Origin of the sequence: Blautia ammoniilytica, from assembly GCF_025566965.1 — a bacterium.
Taxonomy (GTDB): domain Bacteria; phylum Bacillota; class Clostridia; order Lachnospirales; family Lachnospiraceae; genus Blautia_A; species Blautia_A ammoniilytica.
Window position 1 is genome coordinate 43,108 of sequence record NZ_JAOQJL010000012.1, and the last position, 17,871, is coordinate 60,978.

Below are 17,871 nucleotides of genomic sequence, written 5' to 3' on the forward strand. Positions count from 1 at the left end.
TTATTGCTAAAAATGCATCGCAATGATGGGCTTTGTGTATACTGTACCTGTAGGATTCTGGCTTGGCTTGCTGGCTGTTTCTCTTGCTGCTATGTTTACATCATTTTTTTATAAAAATAAAAAAATTAGAAAACAAGAGAAAAATAAAGAATAAATAAGATTTTAAAAGAATACACTGTAATCTATAAGCGTGAAAAGAGTTGCAGAAAAGCGATAAATTCAATAATATAGGGACAGTGATTAGCACTCATATTAATTGAGTGCTAGCAAATTAGAAATGAAGAGCATTGCAATAATAAAGGAGGACATAAATCATGAAGTTAGTACCATTAGGTGACAGGGTTGTATTAAAACAGTTAGAAGCAGAAGAAACTACAAAGTCCGGTATTGTTCTTCCTGGTCAGGCACAGGAAAAACCACAGCAGGCAGAGGTTATTGCTGTAGGTCCTGGCGGCGTTGTTGATGGCAAAGAAGTAAAAATGGAAGTTGCTGTAGGAGATAAGGTTATCTACTCCAAATATGCAGGAACAGAAGTGAAACTTGAAAACGAAGAATATATTGTTGTAAAACAGGGCGATATTTTAGCTGTTATTAAATAAAAACAGGAGGATTGATGATCATGGCAAAAGAGATTAAATATGGCGCAGAAGCCAGAGCAGCACTTGAAGCTGGTGTGAATAAATTAGCTGATGCAGTAAGAGTAACACTTGGACCGAAAGGAAGAAACGTAGTTCTTGATAAACAGTTCGGTGCTCCGCTGATCACTAACGATGGTGTTACCATTGCGAAAGAGATTGAGCTTGAGGATGCATTTGAAAATATGGGTGCACAGCTGATTAAAGAAGTAGCATCCAAAACCAACGATGTTGCAGGTGATGGTACTACAACTGCTACAGTACTTGCTCAGGCAATGGTACATGAGGGAATGAGAAACCTGGCAGCAGGTGCAAACCCGATCATTATGAGAAAAGGTATGAAGAAAGCTACAGATGTTGCTGTAGAAGCAATCAAGAAGATGAGCCAGAAAGTAAGCGGCAAATCCCAGATCGCAAATGTAGCAGCAATTTCTGCAAGTGATGAAGAGGTTGGTAAGCTGGTAGCTGATGCTATGGAGAAGGTTTCCAATGATGGTGTTATCACTGTAGAAGAATCCAAGACTATGCATACAGAGCTTGACCTGGTAGAAGGTATGCAGTTTGACCGTGGATATATTTCAGCATATATGTCCACAGATATGGAGAAAATGGAAGCAACACTGGAAGATCCATATATCCTGATCACAGATAAGAAGATCAGCAATATCCAGGAAGTTCTTCCGCTTCTGGAGCAGATCGTTCAGGCTGGAGCAAAGCTTCTGATCATTGCAGAGGATGTTGAGGGTGAGGCTCTTACTACTCTGATCGTAAACAAATTAAGAGGAACCTTCCAGGTAGTGGCTGTTAAAGCTCCTGGCTATGGTGACAGAAGAAAAGAAATGCTTCAGGATATTGCAATCCTTACAGGCGGTACAGTGATCTCTGATGAGGTTGGTCTGGAACTGAAGGATGCTACAATGGCTCAGTTAGGCCGTGCAAAATCCGTTAAAGTTGCAAAAGAGAATACCGTTATCGTTGACGGTCTTGGAAAGAAAGAAGATATTGCAAACCGTGTTGCACAGATCCGTGCTCAGATTGAGGAGACAAAATCTGATTTCGACAGAGAGAAGCTTCAGGAAAGACTTGCAAAACTGTCTGGCGGTGTAGCTGTGATCCGTGTTGGTGCTGCAACTGAGACAGAGATGAAAGAAGCAAAACTTCGTATGGAAGACGCCCTGGCAGCTACAAGAGCAGCTGTTGAGGAAGGCATTATCGCAGGTGGCGGTTCTGCTTACATCCATGCTACCAAAGAGGTTGGTGAGCTGGCTGCATCTCTTGAGGGAGATGAGAAGACCGGTGCCAACATCATCCTGAAAGCACTGGAGGCTCCTCTGTTCCGTATTTCTGCAAATGCAGGACTTGAGGGATCCGTGATCATCAATAAAGTAAAAGAGTCTGAGCCAGGAATTGGTTTTGATGCTCTGAATGAAAAATATGTGGATATGGTTAGTGCAGGTATCCTTGATCCTGCAAAAGTTACCAGAAGTGCCCTTCAGAACGCTACAAGCGTTGCATCTACACTGCTTACAACAGAGTCTGTTGTTGCAAACATCAAAGAAGATGCACCGGCAGTACCGGCTGGCGGACAGGGAATGGGTATGATGTAATCCCAGCCACATTATAAAGAGGCACATCATAAAGAAAGTATAAATTGGGGTCGGCGTCATAGACGCTGGCCCTGTTTTGTGATATACTGAAAAAAATGTCAGGAATAGTAGAAGATGTACTGGAAGCTGCTCACTTGAATTGAGCTTTCTGACAATTACAAAAATTAAAAACAAAAAAAGAAATAGGAGAAGATGTTATGAGTGACTTATATCAGGAGCATCTGGTAAAGAAAGAGCGCACAGCAGCGGATTCTGCAGTCCGGATCGCAGTGATAGGATTTACGGCACTTTTTGTTGTGGCAGGTTTGTTTATCACACCCTTTGCTCTGCTTCTGGCACTGGTTCTTGGTCTGGCAGGGTATTTTATACTGTTTCCAAGGACAGACCTGGAGTATGAGTATCTTTATGTGAACGGTGAACTGGACATTGACAAGATCATGGCCAAATCCAAGAGAAAAAGAGTTAAAAATCTGGATATTAAGAATGCAGATCTGGTAGCTCCCCTTACCTCCCACAGGATGGATTATTACAACAATAACCAGAAGATGAAGGTGTACGATTTTTCTTCTGGAAATGCTGAGCACAAGCGTTTTGCCATGATCATCAGAGATAATGGAGAGTCCTGCAAAGTGATCCTGGAGCCGGATGAGAAGATGATCCAGGCGATTCGGAGCAGTGCGCCAAGCAAGGTCTTTCTGGACTGAGTAAACAGGTTGTGACAAGGTCTTTTTGGCCTGACCCAGTGTGTCATGGCAAGGTTTTTCCGGCCTGACCCAGTGTGTCATGCTAAGAACTTTTAAGGCTAACCCGGTATTGACACTGATTATTTTTTTTGCTAAACTATGGAACAATACATAAAAAATAAAACACAAAACATTTAACAAGGGAGGAAATGCAATGGGTACTATCATTGGAGAGGGCATTACATTTGACGATGTTCTTTTAGTTCCGGCGTATTCAAAGGTAATTCCGAATCAGGTTGATGTAACCACGTATCTGACCAAGAAAGTAAAATTAAACATACCGCTGATGAGTGCAGGTATGGATACCGTTACAGAGCACAGAATGGCGATTGCCATGGCCAGACAGGGTGGTATTGGTATTATTCACAAGAATATGTCTATCGAGGCGCAGGCTGATGAGGTAGATAAAGTTAAGCGTTCCGAGAACGGCGTTATCACAGACCCATTCTATTTGTCCCCAGAGCACACATTGAAGGATGCCAACGACCTGATGGCAAAATTCCGTATTTCAGGTGTTCCGATCACAGAAGGCAGAAAGCTGGTAGGTATCATTACCAACCGTGACCTTAAGTTTGAGACAGACTTTTCCAAGAAGATTAAAGAATGCATGACTTCTGAAGGACTGATCACTGCAAAAGAAGGGATCACTCTTGAAGATGCAAAGAAGATTCTTGCCAAGTCCCGTAAAGAGAAGCTTCCCATTGTTGATGATGACTTCAACTTAAAGGGACTGATCACTATTAAGGATATTGAGAAGCAGATCAAATATCCGCTGGCAGCGAAGGATTCCCAGGGACGTCTGCTCTGTGGTGCAGCTGTAGGTATTACAGCTAATGTACTTGCACGTGTAGAGGCACTGGTTGCAGCTAACGTAGATGTGATCGTGATCGATTCAGCCCACGGCCATTCTGAGAATATCCTCCGTGCTGTTCGGGAGATCAAGGCAGCATATCCGGAGCTTCAGGTGATCGCAGGGAATGTAGCTACAGGAGCAGCTACAAAGGCTCTGATCGATGCAGGAGTGGATGCTGTTAAAGTTGGTATCGGACCTGGATCTATTTGTACTACCCGTGTGGTTGCTGGTATTGGTGTTCCGCAGATCACAGCAGTTATGGACTGCTACGAAGTGGCAAGCCGTTATGATATCCCTATCATTGCAGATGGTGGTATTAAGTATTCCGGTGATATTACTAAGGCGATCGCAGCAGGTGCTAATGTGTGTATGATGGGAAGCATGTTCGCAGGATGCGATGAGAGTCCGGGAACATTTGAATTATATCAGGGAAGAAAGTACAAGGTATATCGCGGTATGGGATCTATTGCAGCTATGGAGAACGGCAGCAAGGATCGTTATTTCCAGGAGAATGCCAAGAAGCTTGTTCCTGAAGGTGTTGAGGGCCGTGTAGCATACAAGGGTCATTTGGAGGATACTGTATTCCAGTTAATGGGCGGCCTTCGTTCAGGTATGGGATACTGTGGTGCTGAGAATATTGAGATACTGAAGACAACCGGCAGATTTGTTAAGATCTCCGCTGCATCTCTGAAAGAGTCTCATCCTCATGATATCCACATCACAAAGGAAGCACCGAACTACAGTGTAGATGATAAATAAATATGACAGATAAATCTCCCAGGCCGTCTTTTCCAAGGCGGCCTGATTTACATAAAGAGAAAAGAACAATACCTGGAAAAAGGCAGCGGATACGGCAGCGTAACCGGCGGCTGATCCTTGCGTGCAGCCTTTTACTGCTGATCCTTGTCTGCATGATCTGGCTGATCAACAGAAAGTATACAGCAGATCAGTCAGAGGAAATGACCAGTCAGAATGCATCCAGTGCAGAGGGTACTTCCGATGGCCCTCAGCAGTGGCAGGAACAGGGAGCACCGTATATTGATGTGCAGCTGCTTACCCCTAATGAGTATTCCAGGCCGCAGCTGCCCATTGCACAGGTTAATTATATTGCCATTCATTATACAGCTAATCCGGGAGCCTCTGCACAGGACAACAGGGATTATTTTGAGAATCTGTCCTGGACCCATGAGACAAAGGTAAGCAGCCATTTTGTGATTGGACTGGAGGGCGAGGTGATCCAGTGTATTCCATCTTTTGAGATGTCCTATGCCACCAATTCCAGGAACGTAGACACTTTGTCTATTGAGTGCTGCCATCCAGACGAGACCGGGAAGTTTAATGATACCACTTATGAATCTTGCGTAAAACTGGCAGCCTGGCTTTGTGTGCGTTTTGGACTGGATCAGGATGCAGTGATCCGGCATTATGATGTAACAGGGAAAGAATGCCCTAAATATTATGTGGATAATCCTCAGGCCTGGGAGCAGATGAAGGCTGATATACAGGCTCGCATTCAGGCGGTTCAAGTCGAGTAGCCGCGAGACTTGGCGCGTGAATAGGTTTTTCAACACCAAATATTTTTGGGGGCTTGAAAATAGGAAAAATCTATTGTATAGTAAAAAAGAGCTGCACAACTGGCGGATCGTAGGGCAAACCTACAGGGAGTGCAGTATATGAAAATGTCGACCGCCTGGGCAGCCTGGTAAGAGGGCTTCCCAGGTTTTTTGTACACAAAAAAGAGAAAAGGTAAAGCAAAGGAGCAAAGATTATGGAAATGTTGTCACTGGAAAAAGAACTGAAAGAAAATTCTTATCCTGGCAGAGGGATCGTGATCGGACGGTCTGCAGATGGAACAAAGGCTGTAACAGCATATTTTATCATGGGCAGAAGTGAAAACAGCAGAAACCGTATTTTTGTAGAAGAAGGAGAGGGGATCCGTACACAGGCCTTTGACCCTTCCAAACTGGTTGATCCAAGTTTGATCATTTATGCTCCGGTACGTGTTCTGGGCAATAAGACGATTGTTACAAATGGTGATCAGACAGATACCATCTATGAGGGAATGGATCATCAGCTTACATTTGAACAGTCCCTTCGCAGCAGAGAATTTGAGCCAGATGGACCAAACTATACGCCTCGTATTTCCGGTGTTATGCATGTGGAAAATGGTTCCTACAGCTATGCAATGTCTATTTTGAAAAGCAATAATGGGGATCCATCTTCTTGCAACAGATATACCTTTGCCTATTCAAATGCAAAAGCAGGAGAAGGACATTTTATCCACACATACAAGTGCGACGGGAATCCGCTTCCAAGCTTCGAAGGAGAGCCTAAGCTGGTAGCCATCCCGGATGATATGGATGCATTTGCAGAGTTGTTGTGGAACAGCCTGAATCCTGACAACAAAGTATCTCTGTTTGTAAGGTACATTGATATTGCAACAGGCAGCTATGTATCAAAGATCGTAAACAAGAATCAGTAATCAGAAGAAGGAGGAGACAATAATGAAAGAATTAGAGTTAAAATATGGATGCAACCCAAATCAGAAACCTTCCAGGATTTACATGGAGGATGGATCAGAACTTCCAATCAAGGTTCTTTCAGGAAGACCTGGATACATTAATTTTCTGGATGCATTTAACGGATGGCAGCTGGTATGCGATCTGAAGAAAGCTACCGGTCTCCCAGCTGCCACATCTTTCAAGCATGTTTCACCTGCAGGGGCTTCCATTGGCCTTCCGCTGACAGAGACTCTTGCAAAGATCTACTGGGTAGACGATATGGATTGGAAGAACTTTTCACCGCTGGCATGTGCATATGCAAGAGCAAGAGGTGCAGACCGTATGTCATCCTTTGGAGATTTCATTTCCCTTTCTGATGTGTGTGATAAAGATACAGCCCTTTTGATCAAGAGAGAGGTATCTGACGGTGTGATCGCACCTGGATATACACAGGAGGCATTGGAGATCCTTCAGCAGAAGAAAAAAGGCAACTACAATGTGATCCAGATCGATCCGGACTTTGTGCCTGCACCTGTAGAACATAAGCAGGTATATGGTGTTACTTTTGAACAGGGAAGACAGGAGCTGGCTATTGACGATCAGCTGATCTCCAATATTGTGACTGCTAAGAAAGATCTTTCAGAAGAAGCAAAAAGAGATATGAAAGTGGCTCTTATCGTCTTGAAGTATACTCAGTCCAATTCTGTATGCTACGTAAAAGACGGACAGGCTATTGGTGTTGGTGCAGGACAGCAGTCCCGTGTGCATTGTACAAGACTGGCAGGACAGAAGGCTGATAACTGGTTCCTTCGTCAGAGTCCGAAGGTGCTGAACCTGCCTTTTAAAAAGGAAATTTCAAGAGCAGAACGAGACAATGCCATTGATGTGTATATTGGTGAGGAATACATGGATGTTCTGGCTGACGGTAAGTGGGAGAAAACCTTTACACAGAAACCGGAGATTTTTACAGCCCAGGAGAAACGTGCATGGCTGGATCAGATGACAGATGTAACACTTGGTTCTGATGCATTCTTCCCATTCAGCGACAATATTGAGCGTGCACATAAAAGTGGTGTGAAGTATATTGCACAGCCTGGTGGATCTGTAAGAGATGCAGATGTGATCGCTACCTGTGACAGCTATGGAATGGTTATGGCATTTACCGGAATCCGTCTGTTCCACCATTAATTGATTTTAAAGAAAGCAGAGCTATAAATATAGTAATAAGACAGCAGGACTTCTTAGCGTATAGCAGGAAGTTTTGCTGTTATTTTATGTAACAGGAAATTACTCCATAATGTTTCCTTGTATAAAAACGCTCCGCAGGATGCAGCAATTGACTGGAAGATTCTAAACAAAAAAACCGGAAGAAAAATCTTCCGGCATCAAGAGCGATAGACGGGGCTCGAACCCGCGGTCTCGACCTTGGCAAGGTCGCGCGTTACCAACTACGCCACTATCGCATTTGTTATTGTTTGTCTCAAGGACAAGACATATGTTACCATATAAATGAGTGGTTGTCAAATGGTTTTTTGGAAAAATTATATTTTTTTTATTATTTTAAAAACTCAAAAAATTTAAAAAAGTTGTTGACAAAGTGACGGATATGATAGTATAATAGCAAAGCAAGTTGTGACAGGGATGAATACTTTTTTACAGCTTGATACATGGGGTCTTAGCTCAGCTGGGAGAGCATCTGCCTTACAAGCAGAGGGTCATAGGTTCGAGCCCTATAGGCCCCATACTTATGAATATATGGCGAGATAGCTCAGTTGGCTAGAGCACACGGTTCATACCCGTGGTGTCGAGGGTTCAAATCCCCCTCTCGCTACTTGTGATTCACCAACAATTTTATATGGCGAGATAGCTCAGTTGGCTAGAGCACACGGTTCATACCCGTGGTGTCGAGGGTTCAAATCCCCCTCTCGCTACTATACGAGAACTGCAGATCATGTGTATCTGCAGTTTTTTTGCTTTATAGGATACCAGTGTTCCAAGGTCTTTCATCCACTTATGAGTAAGCTCATGTGGATGAAAGGCCTTTTGACACTGGTATCATCCTTGCATTTCATATGGGAAGTTTTTTACAAACTGGTCAATATAATAAATGGCTGCGCCTACAGCTGATGCTTCTGTACGATAATGGCAGGCATGGATAAAGCTTCCATCATTTTCAAAAGGATTCAGCTTTATGGCTTTTTTGCGGAACAGATCCAGGTAATCAGCCATATAAGCACCTACATTACCACCAAGGATAATATTACAGTCAAAGCACATTCTAAGATTATTTACGGCAATAGCCAGATAGTCCAGGTAGCTGTCGAAAACATTTCGGATTCCCTGATTATTACCTGTTTTCAGGATATCAAAAAATTCTTTTAAATTCCCATCTGTAAAATCTGTAAGGGCGTTTGCTGTACAATAAGCGTCAAGACAGCCATAACTGCCACAGTAACATTTCTTACCATGAGGGATAAGGGCCATGTGACCAAATTCACATCCCCGGTTGTGATCCCCTATGTATAAAGTCCGTCCATTTATATAAGCACCGCCTACGCTGCTGGAAAGGGAAAGATAGATCAGGGAACTGGTATAATGCCCACGCCAGCTTTCTGCAAGCCCTGCAGAATTGGAGTCATTGAAAAAAAGAAAAGGCTCATGGATATAGCTGGATAAAATACTGTAAATATTAAATGGAAGAGGGATTACGGTAGCGTAATTGATAGTTTTGTGGTCATCCCCTAACAGTACTGGTACAGAGATCCCGGTGCCAAGAAGACAGGAACGGTCAGGAAGATTCTGGGAGATCATATCTTCGTATTCCCGGGCAAGAGTTGAAAAATACTGGTCGTTTGCTTCAAAGGGAATACGCAGACGTCTGGTATCCAGAATGTTCAGGCCAAGATCTACCAGAACAATGGAAAGATGGTTCCTAGTGATGTCAATTCCGGCTGCATATCTTGCTTGAGGAACGTATTCATAAAGGGTTGCCTTTCTTCCACCTGTAGACTGGGATTCTCCTGCACTTTTTACAAGCCCTGCATTGCACAGGCTGTTCAGACAGCGGGTAGTGGTGGGAAGACTGATATCTAGAGTCTGGGAAATCTCCTGCCTGGAACAGGATGCTCCATAATATAATAATCGGTAAATATCCCCGGAGGTTTTTGATTTTGCCAGGTATTCGTCCATTGTTTTACTCCTTTTTTAACAACAGATCCTGTGTCCATAGTTATGCAGCCATAGGCAAATCAGATCTTTTGTATTTTCATCATTATACCATTTATAATATTTAAAATCCAGAACTTAAATAAAAACTTTTATTAAAATAATTATAAAAGAATACGAAAATACTTAGATATTAAGATGGAATACGAAAATAATCTTATAAACAGAAAAAACTTATATAAAACTATTGACATAAGTGCAAGCCAATACTATACTTTTATTAAAAAGCAAAAGGGGGTTTTACATATGAGTCATGTAAAAATGATGCAGAAAGGTGCTTTTATGAGAGGCACAGACAAGATGATTGTAAAAGAGATTCCAGTACCGGAGATCGGAGATAAAGAAGTTCTTGTATCGCTAGAGTATGTGGGAATCTGTGGATCTGATGTACATTATTACCATAATGGCTGCTGTGGTGCTTACAAGGTAGATCTTTCCCAGGATTACATGCTTGGACATGAATGTGCAGGAACCATTGCAAAAATCGGTAAGGATGTTACCAGCCTGAAAGTAGGAGACAAGGTGGCACTTGAACCGGGTATCACCTGCGGAAAATGTGAATTCTGTAAATCTGGCCATTATAATCTATGTCCGGATGTGGTTTTTCTTGCAACGCCACCAGTACAGGGATGTAATGAAGAATATATGGCATTTCCTGAGGATATGTGCTTTAAGCTTCCTGATAACGTTTCTACAAAGGAAGGCGCATTGATCGAGCCATTATCTGTAGGATTTTATGCGGCAGAGCAGGGGGCAGTAGGGACAGGAGACACTGTAGTGATCCTGGGATCAGGATGTATCGGACTTGTAACACTGCTTGCATGTAAGGCACACGGCGCCGGTAAGATCATCGTTGCAGATCTGGTGCAGGCACGTCTGGATAAGGCTATGGAGCTTGGTGCCACTGCAGTTATAAACAGTGGCAAGGAGGATGCACTGGCAAAGATCCGTGAGCTTACAAATGGCCGTGGTGCTGATGTGGTATTTGAGACTGCTGGTTCACCAGTAACCATAGCACAGACTCCGTTTATTGTAAGAAGAGGTGGCACTATTACGTTGGTAGGTATTTCCGCACAGGAAGAGATCAGCTTTAATTTTGCACAGATCATGGATAAGGAAATTACTATCAAGTCCGTATTCCGTTATAAGAATATTTATCCGAAAGCAATTGCAGCTGTATCCAGCGGTGCTATCAATGTTAAGAGTATTGTTACTCATGAGTTTGATCTGGAGCACATTCAGGATGCTTATGATGAAGCTGTGCATAACAAGACAGATCTTGTGAAAGCCGTTGTAAAAATTAAATGAAAAATGAAACAAAATGCTTGACAATGAAACAAAATCATGGTAATTTATAAAAAATAATTTAACAAGATAAACCGTTGAAGCGGAGATAAAAACAGCTCAGCGCGCACAGAGAGTCCGGGAAGGTGAGAGCCGGGTGGAATGCAGGCTGTTAAATGGACCGCAGAGGGCACAGGGAAAGGCATTTATTAATGGCCAAGTATTCTGTGACGTGAAGGCATACGTCAGTTGCCAGGAATATGATAGTATTCCTCAAAGTGTACGGTCCGTCCGTAAATCAAGGTGGCACCGCGGGTGAATGATACTCGTCCTTGACAGAAGCAGATTCTGTCAAGGGCGTTTTTTATTTACATAAATATCTGAAAACATACTTTCAGACAGAGCTGTCAGATGATATTCACATATTCAAAAACTGATCAGGAGGTGTTCCTATGTATCCATCATTAGAAACTGTAAAACAACTGGCATCACAGGGAGACTACAAAAGGATTCCGGTATGCAGGGAATTATTTTCCGATAAGTATACACCTGTGGAAGTGATGCGCATGTTGAAAAAAGCAAGCCATCACTGCTATCTTCTGGAAAGTGCAAGCCAAAGTGAAGCATGGGGCAGATATTCATTTCTTGGATATGACCCGGTGATGGAAATTACCTGCAGTGAGGGTGAAATGAAGATCCGGCATACCGGAGAAAACGGAAAGCAGGAAGAGAAGATCTGTCATGTAACTCATCCTGGAGAAACCCTGCGGCAGGTACTGGATCAGTACAAAAGTCCTAAAGTAGAAGGCTTTCCTACATTTACCGGCGGCCTGGTTGGATATTTTTCTTATGACTATATCCGATACAGTGAACCGAAACTGAAGCTGGGATCTAAAGGACAGCAGGATTTCAGGGATATGGATCTGATGCTTTTTGACCAGGTGATCGCCTTTGATCATTACAGACAAAAGCTGCTTCTTATCACAGGGGTAAAAACGGAAAATATAGATATTTCTTACCAGGAAGCCCAAAAGAAGCTGCAGGACATGGCAGATCTGATCAAAAAGGAAGATAAAATGGAATTTCCTCCTATTCATTTGCTGTCAGAAATCCAGCCTGAACTTCCGGAAAAAGAATATTGTCAGATCGTAGAAAGAGCAAAGCAGTATATTAAAGAAGGAGATATTTTCCAGGTGGTGCTGTCCAATCCTATGAGGGCAAAGGCAGAAGGAAGTCTGTTTGATACTTATCGTGTGCTGCGGGCAACCAATCCATCTCCTTATATGTTCTATTTTTCCAGTGACGACATTGAAATCGCAGGTGCATCTCCGGAAACTCTGGTGAAGCTGGATCAGGGCAAGCTTAGTACTTTCCCGTTAGCCGGAACCAGGCCAAGAGGAAAGGACAGGGAAGAAGACCTGGCATTGGAGGCAGAACTTCTGAAAGATGAAAAGGAACTGGCTGAGCATAATATGCTGGTGGATCTGGGAAGAAACGATATCGGAAAGATCAGTAAGATCGGAACTGTGCAGGTGGAAAAATATCTGGATGTAGAGCGGTATTCCTGTGTGATGCATCTGGGGTCTACTGTGATCGGGCAGATCCGGGATGACAAAGATGCAGTGGATGCAGTGGATGCCATCCTTCCGGCAGGAACTCTTTCCGGTGCACCTAAATTCCGTGCCTGTCAGATCATTGATGAACTGGAAAAAAGCAAACGTGGTATATACGGAGGCGCTATCGGATACATGGACTTTACAGGAAATCTGGATGTATGTATTGCCATCCGTCTTGTGTATAAAAAGAATGGCGAGATCTGTATCCGGTCCGGCGCAGGAATCGTAGCAGACAGTGTACCTGAAAAGGAATTTATGGAATGTAAAAATAAGGCAAAAGCGGTGGTTCGTGCACTTGCCCAGGCAGAGGAGGGAATCCAATGATCCTGTTGATCGATAATTATGACAGCTTTTCTTATAATTTATACCAGCTGATCGGCTCTGTAAACAGTGATATCAAGGTGATCAGAAATGATGAATGCACAGTAGATGAAATCATGAAAATGAAGCCTGAGGCCATTGTTCTTTCCCCGGGGCCCGGAAGACCGGAGGATGCAGGAGTATGTGTGGAGGTGATCCGTACTTGTGGAAGAAAAATCCCGATCCTGGGTGTTTGTCTGGGGCATCAGGCCATTTGTCAGGCCTTTGGAGGAACTGTAACCTATGCAAAAGAATTGATGCATGGGAAACAAAAAGAGATTATCCAGACCTGTGAGAACCGTTTGTTCGCAGGACTTCCTGAAGTATTTAAGGCAGCCAGATACCACTCCCTGGCAGCAAAAGAAGAAACCCTTCCAGAAGAATTAAGGGTTACTGCCAAGTCTGAAGATGGGGAAGTAATGGCTGTGGAGCATACAAAATACCCTGTGTTTGGGGTGCAGTTTCATCCGGAATCTGTGATGACACCGGATGGGAAAAAGATGATTGAAAACTTTTTGGACAGCATCAGATAAAAACAAGATTTTCTGGACAGCATCAGACAAAAAAACGAGGAGGATGAACCATGATCAAAGAAGCGATTATCAAATTATCAAAAAAAGAGGATCTTACTTATAAGGAAGCAGAAACGGTAATGAATGAGATCATGAGCGGAGAGGCAACACCTGTACAGATGTCAGCATATCTTACAGCCCTGTCTCTGAAAGGAGAGACCATTGACGAGATCACTGCATCGGCAGCAGGCATGCGTGCTCATTGCGTAAAGCTTCTCCATGATATGGATGTACTGGAGATCGTAGGAACTGGTGGAGACGGTGCCAACTCCTTTAATATTTCCACTACCTCAGCTCTGGTGATCGCAGCAGGCGGTGTGCCAGTGGCAAAACACGGAAACCGGGCAGCTTCTTCCAAATCCGGTGCAGCGGATGTGCTGGAAGCATTAGGGGTAAAGATCACAGTTTCGCCGGAAGAAAGTGCAAGGATCCTGAAAAAGATCAATATCTGCTTCCTGTTTGCACAGAATTATCATTTTGCAATGAAGTATGTGGCACCGATCCGAAAGGAATTGGGAATCCGCACAGTATTTAATATTCTTGGCCCTTTAAGCAATCCTGCAGGTGCAAATATGGAACTGATGGGCGTTTATGATGAAACATTGGTTGAACCTTTGGCACAGGTTATGGCTAAGCTGGGTGTTGTAAAAGGTATGGTGGTATACGGACAGGATAAGCTGGACGAGATTTCCATGAGTGCGCCTACAACTGTCTGCGAGATCCGTGATGGATGGTTCCAGTCTTATCAGATCCAGCCGGAGCAGTTCGGGTATAACAGCTGTGCGAAGGAAGAACTGGCAGGGGGGACTCCTGAGGAAAATGCACAGATCACCAGAGATATTCTGGAGGGCAGGGAAAAAGGGCCCAAGCGTCAGGCAGTATGCTTAAATGCAGGTGCATCCCTGTATATTACCGGAAAGGCCAAAACCATAGAAGAAGGTGTAAGGATGGCCGAAAGCCTGATCGACAGCGGCGCTGCTGTAAAGAAGCTGGGAGAATTTATATACGAAACTAATCATTGAAAAGAGACTGGGAATTATGAATATTTTAGAGAAAATCGGTGAAAAAACAAAGGAGCGGATCCGGGAAGAAAAGAAACAGTGTTCTCTGGAAGAGATGCGTAATAGGGCAGAGCATACAACAGAAAATAAAGAAAAACCTGGTTTTTTACAGGCACTTAAAGTACAGGGAATGTCTTATATCTGTGAAGTGAAAAAAGCTTCTCCATCTAAAGGGCTGATCGCCCCGGAGTTTCCCTGGCTTGATATTGCAAAGGAATATGAGGCAGCAGGGGCAAGTGCTGTTTCCTGCCTTACAGAGCCTTTCTATTTTATGGGACAAAACGGTTACCTTGAAAAAATCGCAGAAGAAATAAACATACCGGTACTTCGCAAGGATTTTACAGTGGATGAATATATGATCTATCAGGCAAAGGCACTGGGAGCCAGTGCAGTGCTTTTGATCTGTTCTCTTCTTGATGATGTTAAGCTGCGTAACTTTTATCAGCTGACAAAGGAGCTTCATATGGATGCTTTGGTGGAAGCTCACGATGAAAAAGAAGTTCTGCGTGCTTTGGATTGCGGGGCTAAGATCATTGGAGTAAATAACAGGGATCTGAAAACCTTTCAGGTGGATACAGGGAACAGTATCCGGCTTCGGAAAATCGCACCTGTTGATGCTGTTTTTGTATCGGAAAGCGGGATCCGTACCTCCGAAGATATTCACAGGCTTCGGGAAAATGATATTCAGGCTGTATTGATCGGCGAAACGCTGATGCGCAGTCCGGATAAAAGAAAGGCACTGGAACACTTAAACGGGGGCCCCTTATGCCAAAAGTAAAGATTTGTGGTTTAAGAACTATGGAAGATATACAGGCAGTAAACAGCTGCAAGCCTGATTTTGCCGGATTCATTGTTGAATACCCTAAAAGCAGAAGATCGATTACTTCTGATGAGTTAAAGAAGCTGATTCGTCAGCTGGATCCTTCTATCTGTGCAGTTGGAGTGTTTGTAAATGCACCATTTGTGCTGGTGGCTGACCTTTTAGATCAGAAGGTGATCCAGATGGCACAGCTTCACGGGCAGGAAGAGGAAGCCTATATCCGGCAGCTGCAGGATGAGACAGGAAAAAAGGTGATTAAAGCTTTTTCTGTAAAAACGGAAGAAGATATTGCCAAGGCAAAAGCAAGCAGCGCAGATTATATCCTTCTGGATCAGGGTAGCGGAGGCACTGGGAAAACCTTTGACTGGATGCTGGCAGGGGGGATTTCCAGACCTTATTTTCTTGCAGGAGGACTTGGAGTGGATAACCTGGAAAAAGCTGTGCATTACTTAAGCCCCTGGGCTGTGGATCTTAGCAGCAGTGTGGAAACAAATGGAAAAAAAGATCCTGAAAAGATCAGACAGGCAGTAGAACTGGTGAGAAAGCTATAAAATGGCAAAAACTTTTGAAATACAAGCAGGAGGATAAGAAATATGTCTAAAGGCAGATTTGGAATACATGGAGGCCAGTACATTCCGGAAACACTGATGAATGCAGTACTGGAGCTGGAAGAGGCCTATGAGCATTACAAGAATGACCCGGAATTTAACAGGGAATTAACAGAGCTTTTTAATGAATATGCAGGCCGTCCATCCAGACTTTATTATGCAGCACATATGACAGAAGATCTGGGTGGTGCAAAGGTTTATCTGAAAAGAGAGGATCTGAACCATACAGGAGCCCACAAGATCAACAATGTGCTGGGGCAGGTGCTTCTTGCAAAGAAAATGGGAAAAACCCGTGTGATCGCAGAAACAGGTGCAGGGCAGCATGGAGTGGCCACAGCTACTGTAGCCGCCTTGATGGGGATGGAATGTGAAGTCTTCATGGGGGAGGAAGATACCAAAAGACAGGCATTAAATGTATACAAAATGAAGCTTCTGGGAGCAAAGGTACATCCTGTAACTTCCGGCACAGCAACCTTAAAGGATGCAGTTTCTGAAACCATGAGAGAGTGGACGAACCGGATCGCAGATACCCATTATGTACTTGGCTCTGTAATGGGACCCCATCCTTTCCCTACCATTGTACGTGATTTCCAGGCTGTGATCTCCAAAGAAATTAAGGAGCAGATGCTGGAAAAGGAAGGAAAGCTTCCGGATGCTGTGCTTGCCTGCGTAGGCGGCGGCTCCAATGCAATCGGTACCTTTTACCATTTTATTGAAGATAAGGAAGTACAGCTGATCGGCTGCGAGGCAGCAGGCCGGGGTATCCATACTGCAGAGACTGCAGCTACCATTGCAACAGGAAAACTGGGGATCTTCCATGGAATGAAGTCATATTTCTGCCAGGATGAATATGGACAGATCGCTCCGGTGTATTCCATTTCCGCTGGACTGGATTATCCGGGGATCGGACCTGAGCATGCCCACCTGTATGATACAGGAAGAGCACAGTATGTATCTGTAACAGATGATGAAGCAGTGGATGCTTTTGAATATCTTTCCAGGATCGAGGGCATCATCCCCGCCATTGAAAGTGCCCATGCAGTGGCCTATGCAAGAAAGATCATACCGGACATGAGAAAAGACCAGTGTGTAGTGATCACGATTTCAGGACGTGGAGATAAGGATTGTGCAGCAATTGCCAGATACAGAGGGGAGGATATCCATGAATAAGAATATAGCAGCAGCATTTGGTAAAGGAAAAGCATTTATTCCCTTTGTTACCTGCGGGGATCCATCCCTTGATGTAACAGAGCAGATCGTATATGCAATGGAAGAGGCAGGGGCAGATTTGATCGAGCTTGGGATCCCATTTTCTGATCCAACAGCAGAAGGGCCTGTGATCCAGGCTGCCAATGTAAGAGCATTAGGCGGAGGCGTAACAACAGACAAGGTTTTTGATATGGTGGTTCGGATTCGTAAGAAAACCAGGATTCCTATGGTGTTTATGACTTATGCAAATGTGGTTTTTTCCTATGGAACTGAAAGATTTATCAAAAAAGCGTCTGAAGTCGGAATGGACGGACTGATCCTTCCGGATGTACCATTTGAAGAAAAGGAAGAATTTGACAGCGTGTGCAAAGCATATGGAATAGATCTGATCTCCTTGATTGCACCTACTTCCCACGAAAGGATCGCAATGATCGCAAAAGAGGCGGAAGGCTTTGTATATTGCGTATCTTCTCTTGGAGTGACCGGCACAAGAAGCCAGATCACCACAGATATCGGGGCAATGGTGCAGCTGGTAAAAGCAGAAAAACAGATTCCCTGTGCGGTAGGCTTTGGGATCAGTACGCCGCAGCAGGCAGCTAAAATGGCAGAACAGTCTGACGGTGCGATCGTAGGTTCTGCCATCGTCAAGCTGTGTGCCAGGTATGGAAAGGACTGCGTGCCTTACGTAAAGGAGTATGTGAAATCTATGAAAGATGCTGTACGTAACGTATAGCAGATTGGGCAAAGCAAAAAAGAGGGCAAAAAGATTGACTTTTT

16 protein-coding genes, 4 tRNA genes and 1 riboswitch are annotated in these 17,871 nt (G+C 43.8%); of the genes, 18 read left to right on the forward strand and 2 right to left on the reverse strand.

The features are described from left to right. Window positions 1-314: 314 nt before the first annotated feature. From OCV61_RS07625 to OCV61_RS07655, 7 genes are all read left to right on the forward strand, one after another. On the forward strand, window positions 315-599 hold the full coding sequence (locus tag OCV61_RS07625) for a co-chaperone GroES (RefSeq protein WP_158421318.1): 285 nt from the start codon (window positions 315-317) through the stop codon (window positions 597-599). Window positions 600-619: 20 nt separating this feature from the next. Next, complete coding sequence (groL, locus tag OCV61_RS07630; protein WP_158421319.1) at window positions 620-2,242, forward strand: chaperonin GroEL; 1,623 nt, start codon at window positions 620-622, stop codon at window positions 2,240-2,242. Between the two features lie 197 nt (window positions 2,243-2,439). Further along, window positions 2,440-2,946, forward strand: coding sequence for a DUF6106 family protein (locus OCV61_RS07635; RefSeq protein ID WP_158421320.1), 507 nt, complete (start codon window positions 2,440-2,442; stop codon window positions 2,944-2,946). Between the two features lie 193 nt (window positions 2,947-3,139). Next, window positions 3,140-4,597, forward strand: a complete 1,458-nt coding sequence (gene guaB / locus OCV61_RS07640; protein ID WP_158421321.1) for an IMP dehydrogenase — start codon at window positions 3,140-3,142, stop codon at window positions 4,595-4,597. 2 nt (window positions 4,598-4,599) lie between these two features. Further along, complete coding sequence (locus tag OCV61_RS07645) at window positions 4,600-5,373, forward strand: peptidoglycan recognition protein family protein (protein WP_158421322.1); 774 nt, start codon at window positions 4,600-4,602, stop codon at window positions 5,371-5,373. 85 nt (window positions 5,374-5,458) lie between these two features. Then, window positions 5,459-5,541: riboswitch (ZMP/ZTP riboswitch) on the forward strand. Window positions 5,542-5,606: 65 nt separating this feature from the next. Continuing rightward, window positions 5,607-6,320: an IMP cyclohydrolase gene (locus tag OCV61_RS07650; protein WP_158421323.1), complete on the forward strand. Its 714-nt coding sequence runs from the start codon at window positions 5,607-5,609 to the stop codon at window positions 6,318-6,320. Window positions 6,321-6,342: 22 nt separating this feature from the next. Then, window positions 6,343-7,527: a phosphoribosylaminoimidazolecarboxamide formyltransferase gene (locus OCV61_RS07655; protein WP_158421324.1), complete on the forward strand. Its 1,185-nt coding sequence runs from the start codon at window positions 6,343-6,345 to the stop codon at window positions 7,525-7,527. 202 nt (window positions 7,528-7,729) lie between these two features. Here OCV61_RS07655 and OCV61_RS07660 read toward each other — a convergent pair. Then, window positions 7,730-7,802: transfer RNA gene (locus tag OCV61_RS07660), tRNA-Gly, on the reverse strand. Window positions 7,803-8,008: 206 nt separating this feature from the next. On the opposite strand from OCV61_RS07660, the gene OCV61_RS07665 reads away from it, so the two are divergent. The 3 genes from OCV61_RS07665 (at window position 8,009) to OCV61_RS07675 (ending at window position 8,270) form a co-directional block, all read left to right on the forward strand. Then, window positions 8,009-8,081: transfer RNA gene (locus OCV61_RS07665), tRNA-Val, on the forward strand. Between the two features lie 15 nt (window positions 8,082-8,096). Then, window positions 8,097-8,170 (forward strand) — tRNA-Met (locus OCV61_RS07670). 26 nt (window positions 8,171-8,196) lie between these two features. Beyond that, a tRNA-Met gene (locus OCV61_RS07675) sits at window positions 8,197-8,270 on the forward strand. Between the two features lie 124 nt (window positions 8,271-8,394). Here the strand turns inward: OCV61_RS07675 and OCV61_RS07680 are convergent. After that, window positions 8,395-9,528 (reverse strand): ROK family transcriptional regulator, encoded by a 1,134-nt coding sequence (locus tag OCV61_RS07680; RefSeq protein ID WP_158421325.1) that lies wholly within the window; start codon window positions 9,526-9,528, stop codon window positions 8,395-8,397. 282 nt (window positions 9,529-9,810) lie between these two features. Here OCV61_RS07680 and OCV61_RS07685 point away from each other — a divergent pair, with 282 nt between their 5' ends. The 8 genes from OCV61_RS07685 (at window position 9,811) to trpA (ending at window position 17,827) form a co-directional block, all read left to right on the forward strand. Next, on the forward strand, window positions 9,811-10,872 hold the full coding sequence (locus OCV61_RS07685) for an NAD(P)-dependent alcohol dehydrogenase (protein ID WP_330382902.1): 1,062 nt from the start codon (window positions 9,811-9,813) through the stop codon (window positions 10,870-10,872). A 428-nt stretch (window positions 10,873-11,300) separates the two neighbouring features. Then, window positions 11,301-12,788 (forward strand): anthranilate synthase component I, encoded by a 1,488-nt coding sequence (gene trpE / locus OCV61_RS07690; protein ID WP_158421326.1) that lies wholly within the window; start codon window positions 11,301-11,303, stop codon window positions 12,786-12,788. Continuing rightward, the gene (locus OCV61_RS07695; protein WP_158421327.1) at window positions 12,785-13,357 is read left to right on the forward strand and encodes an anthranilate synthase component II; all 573 of its coding nucleotides are present in this window, start codon (window positions 12,785-12,787) and stop codon (window positions 13,355-13,357) included. Before trpE ends, OCV61_RS07695 begins: the two co-directional genes overlap by 4 nt. Window positions 13,358-13,407: 50 nt before the next feature. Then, entirely contained in the window at window positions 13,408-14,418 is a 1,011-nt protein-coding gene (gene trpD, locus OCV61_RS07700) for an anthranilate phosphoribosyltransferase (protein ID WP_158421328.1), read from the forward strand. Between the two features lie 16 nt (window positions 14,419-14,434). Next, window positions 14,435-15,235 carry an indole-3-glycerol phosphate synthase TrpC gene (trpC, locus tag OCV61_RS07705; RefSeq protein ID WP_158421329.1) on the forward strand — a complete coding sequence of 267 codons (801 nt, stop codon included), beginning with the start codon at window positions 14,435-14,437 and terminating at the stop codon, window positions 15,233-15,235. Then, the gene (locus tag OCV61_RS07710) at window positions 15,223-15,828 is read left to right on the forward strand and encodes a phosphoribosylanthranilate isomerase (RefSeq protein ID WP_158421330.1); all 606 of its coding nucleotides are present in this window, start codon (window positions 15,223-15,225) and stop codon (window positions 15,826-15,828) included. The genes trpC and OCV61_RS07710 overlap by 13 nt, the downstream gene beginning before the upstream one ends. A 42-nt stretch (window positions 15,829-15,870) precedes the next feature. Continuing rightward, on the forward strand, window positions 15,871-17,055 hold the full coding sequence (gene trpB / locus OCV61_RS07715) for a tryptophan synthase subunit beta (RefSeq protein ID WP_158421331.1): 1,185 nt from the start codon (window positions 15,871-15,873) through the stop codon (window positions 17,053-17,055). Then, the gene (gene trpA, locus OCV61_RS07720) at window positions 17,048-17,827 is read left to right on the forward strand and encodes a tryptophan synthase subunit alpha (protein ID WP_158421332.1); all 780 of its coding nucleotides are present in this window, start codon (window positions 17,048-17,050) and stop codon (window positions 17,825-17,827) included. Before trpB ends, trpA begins: the two co-directional genes overlap by 8 nt. Window positions 17,828-17,871 lie beyond the last annotated feature (44 nt).

What these genes read in the sequence shown, in the direction of transcription:
- OCV61_RS07625 (WP_158421318.1), top strand. Translation starts at nt 315, where the DNA reads ATGAAGTTAGTACCATTAGGTGACAGGGTTGTATTAAAACAGTTAGAA.
- groL (WP_158421319.1), top strand. Translation starts at nt 620, where the DNA reads ATGGCAAAAGAGATTAAATATGGCGCAGAAGCCAGAGCAGCACTTGAA.
- OCV61_RS07635 (WP_158421320.1), top strand. Translation starts at nt 2,440, where the DNA reads ATGAGTGACTTATATCAGGAGCATCTGGTAAAGAAAGAGCGCACAGCA.
- guaB (WP_158421321.1), top strand. Translation starts at nt 3,140, where the DNA reads ATGGGTACTATCATTGGAGAGGGCATTACATTTGACGATGTTCTTTTA.
- OCV61_RS07645 (WP_158421322.1), top strand. Translation starts at nt 4,600, where the DNA reads ATGACAGATAAATCTCCCAGGCCGTCTTTTCCAAGGCGGCCTGATTTA.
- OCV61_RS07650 (WP_158421323.1), top strand. Translation starts at nt 5,607, where the DNA reads ATGGAAATGTTGTCACTGGAAAAAGAACTGAAAGAAAATTCTTATCCT.
- OCV61_RS07655 (WP_158421324.1), top strand. Translation starts at nt 6,343, where the DNA reads ATGAAAGAATTAGAGTTAAAATATGGATGCAACCCAAATCAGAAACCT.
- OCV61_RS07680 (WP_158421325.1), bottom strand. Translation starts at nt 9,528, where the DNA reads ATGGACGAATACCTGGCAAAATCAAAAACCTCCGGGGATATTTACCGA.
- OCV61_RS07685 (WP_330382902.1), top strand. Translation starts at nt 9,811, where the DNA reads ATGAGTCATGTAAAAATGATGCAGAAAGGTGCTTTTATGAGAGGCACA.
- trpE (WP_158421326.1), top strand. Translation starts at nt 11,301, where the DNA reads ATGTATCCATCATTAGAAACTGTAAAACAACTGGCATCACAGGGAGAC.
- OCV61_RS07695 (WP_158421327.1), top strand. Translation starts at nt 12,785, where the DNA reads ATGATCCTGTTGATCGATAATTATGACAGCTTTTCTTATAATTTATAC.
- trpD (WP_158421328.1), top strand. Translation starts at nt 13,408, where the DNA reads ATGATCAAAGAAGCGATTATCAAATTATCAAAAAAAGAGGATCTTACT.
- trpC (WP_158421329.1), top strand. Translation starts at nt 14,435, where the DNA reads ATGAATATTTTAGAGAAAATCGGTGAAAAAACAAAGGAGCGGATCCGG.
- OCV61_RS07710 (WP_158421330.1), top strand. Translation starts at nt 15,223, where the DNA reads ATGCCAAAAGTAAAGATTTGTGGTTTAAGAACTATGGAAGATATACAG.
- trpB (WP_158421331.1), top strand. Translation starts at nt 15,871, where the DNA reads ATGTCTAAAGGCAGATTTGGAATACATGGAGGCCAGTACATTCCGGAA.
- trpA (WP_158421332.1), top strand. Translation starts at nt 17,048, where the DNA reads ATGAATAAGAATATAGCAGCAGCATTTGGTAAAGGAAAAGCATTTATT.